Source organism: Methanobrevibacter filiformis, from assembly GCF_001639265.1.
Classification (GTDB): domain Archaea; phylum Methanobacteriota; class Methanobacteria; order Methanobacteriales; family Methanobacteriaceae; genus Methanacia; species Methanacia filiformis.
In genome coordinates, this window is the sequence record NZ_LWMT01000056.1 from 1 (window position 1) to 5,534 (window position 5,534).

The 5,534-nt window shown below is 32.1% G+C and carries 1 protein-coding gene; it reads right to left on the reverse strand.

Translation table 11 applies throughout. The features are described from left to right. The coding region (locus tag MBFIL_RS10740; RefSeq protein ID WP_169805490.1) for a beta strand repeat-containing protein at nt 1-5,534 on the reverse strand (5,534 nt) is incomplete at both ends.

Below are 5,534 nucleotides of genomic sequence, written 5' to 3' on the forward strand. Positions count from 1 at the left end.
ACAGTCACTATAACAGTCACACCACTAACATTATCACCATACTCATCTTTTAAAGTACCATTAACACTAACACTACTATTAACCTTACTATCAGGAACAGAATTAATAACCAAAATAGTATTAATAAGCACACCACCAAACTCAGTACTATTCACAGCAGCAGTATAATTAACATCCCCAATAAAAGTAGCAACAACACTAATCTCACTAGAAGAATTAACAAGATAAGTAATATTCCAATCACCATTACTATCAGTAGTACTAGTATAATTAAAACCATCCACAGTCACTATAACAGTCACACCACTAACATTATCACCATACTCATCTTTTAAAGTACCATTAACACTAACACTACTATTAACCTTACTATCAGGAACAGGATTAATAACCAAAGTAGTATTAATAAGCACACCACCAAACTCAGTACTATTCACAGCAGCAGTATAATTAACATCCCCAACAAAAGTAGCAACAACACTAATCTCACTAGAAGAATTAACAAGATAAGTAATATTCCAATCACCATTACTATCAGTAATACTAGTATAATTAAAACCATCCACAGTCACTATAACAGTCACACCACTAACATTATCACCATACTCATCCTTTAAAGTACCATTAACACTAACACTACTATTAACCTTACTATCAGGAACAAGATTAATAACCAAAGTAGTATTAATAAGCACACCACCAAACTCAGTACTATTTGCAGCAGCAGTATAATTAACATCCCCATCAAAGGTAGCAATAACGCTTATTTCACTAGAAGAATTAACAAGATAAGTAATATTCCAATCACCATTACTATCAGTAGTACTAGTATAATTAAAACCATCCACAGTCACTATAACAGTCACACCACTAACATTATCACCATACTCATCTTTCAAAGTACCATTAACACTAACACTACTATTAACCTTACTATCAGGAACAGAATTAATAACCAAAGTAGTATTAATAAGCACACCACCAAACTCAGTACTATTCACAGCAGCAGTATAATTAACATCCCCAATAAAAGTAGCAACAACACTAATCTCACTAGAAGAATTAACAAGATAAGTAATATTCCAATCACCATTACTATCAGTAGTACTAGTATAATTAAAACCATCTACAGTCACTATAACAGTCACACCACTAACATTATCACCATACTCATCTTTTAAAGTACCATTAACACTAACACTACTATTAACCTTACTATCAGGAACAGGATTAATAACCAAAGTAGTATTAATAAGCACACCACCAAACTCAGTACTATTCACAGCAGCAGTATAATTAACATCCCCAACAAAAGTAGCAACAACACTAATCTCACTAGAAGAATTAACAAGATAAGTAATATTCCAATCACCATTACTATCAGTAATACTAGTATAATTAAAACCATCCACAGTCACTATAACAGTCACACCACTAACATTATCACCATACTCATCTCTCAAAGTACCATTAACACTAACACTACTATTAACCTTACTATCAGGAACAGAATTAATAACCAAAGTAGTATTAATAAGCACACCACCAAACTCAGTACTATTCACAGCAGCAGTATAATTAACATCCCCAACAAAAGTAGCAACAACACTAATCTCACTAGAAGAATTAACAAGATAAGTAATATTCCAATCACCATTACTATCAGTAGTACTAGTATAATTAAAACCATCCACAGTCACTATAACAGTCACACCACTAACATTATCACCATACTCATCTCTCAAAGTACCATTAACACTAACACTACTATTAACCTTACTATCAGGAACAGAATTAATAACCAAAGTAGTATTAATAAGCACACCACCAAACTCAGTACTATTCACAGCAGCAGCATAATTAACATCCCCAATAAAAGTAGCAACAACACTAATCTCACTAGAAGAATTAACAAGATAAGTAATATTCCAATCACCATTACTATCAGTAGTACTAGTATAATTAAAACCATCCACAGTCACTATAACAGTCGCACCACTAACATTATCACCATATTCATCTTTTAAAGTACCATTAACATTAACACTACTATTAACCTTACTATTAGGAACAGGATTAATAACCAAAGTAGTATTAATAAGCACACCACCAAACTCAGTATTATTTACAGCAGCAGCATAATTAACATCCCCAGCAAAGGTAGCAACAACACTGATTTCACTAGAAGAATTAACAAGGTAAGTAATATTCCAATTACCATTACTATCAGTAGTACTAGTATAATTAAAACCATCCACAGTCACTATAACAGTCACACCACTAACATTATCACCATACTCATCTCTCAAAGTACCATTAACACTAACACTACTATTAACCTTACTATCAGGAACAGAATTAATAACCAAAGTAGTATTAATAAGCACACCACCAAACTCAGTATTATTTACAGCAGCAGTATAATTAACATCCCCAATAAAAGTAGCAATGACATTGATTTCGCTAGAAGAATTAACAATGTAAGTAATATTCCAATTACCATTACTATCAGTAGTACTAGTATAGTTAAAACCATCTACAGTCACTATAACAGTCACACCACTAACATTATCACCATACTCATCTTTTAAAGTACCATTAACACTAACACTACTATTAACCTTACTATCAGGAACAGGATTAATAACCAAAGTAGTATTAATAAGCACACCAGCAAACTCAGTATTATTTGCAGCAGCAGTATAATTAACATCACCAATAAAAGTAGCAATGACATTGATTTCGCTAGAAGAATTAACAATGTAAGTAATATTCCAATTACCATTACTATCAGTAGTACTAGTATAGTTAAAACCATCTACAGTCACTATAACAGTCACACCACTAACATTATTACCATACTCATCTTTTAAAGTACCATTAACACTAACACTACTATTAACCTTACTATCAGGAACAGGATTAATAACCAAAGTAGTATTAATAAGCACACCACCAAAATCGGTGCTATTTGCAGCAGCAGTATAATTAACATCCCCAATAAAAGTAGCAATGAGATTGATTTCGCTAGAAGAATTAACAAGGTAAGTAATATTCCAATTACCATTACTATCAGTAGTACTAGTATAGTTAAAACCGTCTACAGTCACTATAACAGTCACACCACTAACATTATCACCATACTCATCTTTTAAAGTACCATTAACACTAACACTACTATTAACCTTACTATCAGGAACAGGATTAATAACCAAAGTAGTGTTAATAAGCACACCAGCAAACTCAGTATTATTCACAGCAGCAGTATAATTAACATCCCCAATAAAAGTAGCAACAACACTAATCTCACTAGAAGAATTAACAATGTAAGTAATATTCCAATTACCATTACTATCAGTAGTACTAGTATAATTAAAACCATCCACAGTCACTATAACAGTCACACCACTAACATTATCACCATACTCATCTTTCAAAGTACCATTAACACTAACACTACTATTAACCTTACTATCAGGAACAGGATTAATAACCAAAGTAGTATTAATAAGCACACCAGCAAACTCAGTACTATTCACAGCAGCAGTATAATTAACATCCCCAGCAAAGGTAGCAACAACACTGATTTCACTAGAAGAATTAACAAGGTAAGTAATATTCCAATCACCATTACTATCAGTAGTACTAGTATAATTAAAACCGTCTACAGTCACTATAACAGTCACACCACTAACATTATCACCATACTCATCTCTCAAAGTACCATTAACACTAACACTACTATTAACCTTACTATCAGGAACAAGATTAATAACCAAAGTAGTATTAATAAGCACACCACCAAACTCAGTACTATTCACAGCAGCAGTATAATTAACATCCCCAATAAAAGTAGCAATGACATTGATTTCGCTAGAAGAATTAACAATGTAAGTAATATTCCAATTACCATTACTATCAGTAGTACTAGTATAATTAAAACCATCCACAGTCACTATAACAGTCACACCACTAACATTATCACCATACTCATCTTTTAAAGTACCATTAACACTAACACTACTATTAACCTTACTATCAGGAACAGAATTAATAACCAAAATAGTATTAATAAGCACACCACCAAACTCAGTACTATTCACAGCAGCAGTATAATTAACATCCCCAATAAAAGTAGCAACAACACTAATCTCACTAGAAGAATTAACAAGATAAGTAATATTCCAATTACCATTACTATCAGTAGTACTAGTATAATTAAAACCATCCACAGTCACTATAACAGTCACACCACTAACATTATCACCATACTCATCTTTTAAAGTACCATTAACACTAACACTACTATTAACCTTACTATCAGGAACAGGATTAATAACCAAAGTAGTATTAATAAGCACACCACCAAACTCAGTACTATTCACAGCAGCAGTATAATTAACATCCCCAATAAAAGTAGCAACAACACTAATCTCACTAGAAGAATTAACAAGATAAGTAATATTCCAATTACCATTACTATCAGTAATACTAGTATAATTAAAACCATCTACAGTCACTATAACAGTCGCACCACTAACATTATCACCATACTCATCTTTTAAAGTACCATTAACACTAACACTACTATTAACCTTACTATCAGGAACAGAATTAATAACCAAAGTAGTATTAATAAGCACACCACCAAACTCAGTACTATTCACAGCAGCAGTATAATTAACATCCCCAATAAAAGTAGCAACAACACTAATCTCACTAGAAGAATTAACAAGATAAGTAATATTCCAATCACCATTACTATCAGTAATACTAGTATAACTAGCACCATTAACAGCCACAACAACGACCATATTGCTAACAGATCCATTATATTCATCTTTTAAAGTACCATTAATATTAACACTGCTATTAACCTTAGAATTAGGAACAAGATTAATAACCAAAATAGTATTAATAAGCACACCATCAAATACAGTGCTATTTGCAGCAGCAGCATAATTAACATCACCAACAAAAACAGCAACAACATTAACTGGATCAGATGAATTAACAATGTAAGTAATATTCCAATTACCTTCACCATCAGCAGTACTATTATAACTAATTCCATTAATAGTTACTATAACAGTCACACCACTAACATTATTACCATACTCATCTCTCAAAGTACCATTAACACTAACACTACTATTAACCTTACTATCAGGAACAAGATTAATAACCAAAGTAGTATTAATAAGCACACCACCAAACTCAGTACTATTCACAGCAGCAGTATAATTAACATCCCCAACAAAAGTAGCAACAACACTAATCTCACTAGAAGAATTAACAAGATAAGTAATATTCCAATCACCATTACTATCAGTAGTACTAGTATAATTAAAACCATCCACAGTCACTATAACAGTCACACCACTAACATTATCACCATACTCATCTTTCAAAGTACCATTAACACTAACACTACTATTAACCTTACTATCAGGAACAAGATTAATAACCAAAGTAGTATTAATAAGCACACCACCAAACTCAGTACTATTCACAGCAGCAGTATAATTAACATC